Consider the following 560-nt stretch of genomic DNA (forward strand, 5'->3'; position numbering starts at 1 on the left):
ATGGCATCTCTACCTTGGCACCGTAGAATATGGGAGCGACTCCGTTATTATTGGGAGTACAGAATATGGCTTTAGAGCTTCATAAACGTGATGAATAATACAATTCTTTGTTTTGATCTAGGTACCAAAACGGGGTGGGCGATACGTGGTGCAAGTGGTGACATGTTCAGTGGTACCGTGAATTTTCAATCGCGCCGTTTTGAAGGCGGTGGAATGCGTTACTTGCGCTTTAAGCAATGGCTATCAGAAATAAAGCAGACAGCAGGTCAAATTGACGCGGTGTATTTTGAAGAGGTGAGGCGTCATAAAGGTACAGATGCAGCGCATGTTTACGGTGGTTTGTTAGCAACGTTAACGGCGTGGTGTGAACAGCATCAGATACCGTATGAGGGGATACCAGTAAGTACGATTAAGAAAGCGACGACAGGCAAGGGGAATGCGTCGAAAGAAGAGATGATTAAGGCGGTGCGTGCAAAAGGGCACAATCCGAAAGATGATAACGAAGCAGATGCTTTAGCAATTTTATATTTAGTTAAAGAAAGGGAATTGGGGTATGTCCA

The 560-nt window shown here is 44.6% G+C and carries 1 protein-coding gene; it reads left to right on the forward strand.

The window, feature by feature from the left end; all coding sequences use genetic code 11:
• Positions 1 to 90: 90 nt before the first annotated feature.
• The coding region (locus ACFINZ_RS11935; protein WP_375701639.1) for a crossover junction endodeoxyribonuclease RuvC at positions 91 to 560 on the forward strand (470 nt) is incomplete at its 3' end.

It is taken from the genome of Bartonella sp. AA81SXKL (assembly GCF_042196945.1).
Taxonomy (GTDB): Bacteria; Pseudomonadota; Alphaproteobacteria; order Rhizobiales; family Rhizobiaceae; genus Bartonella.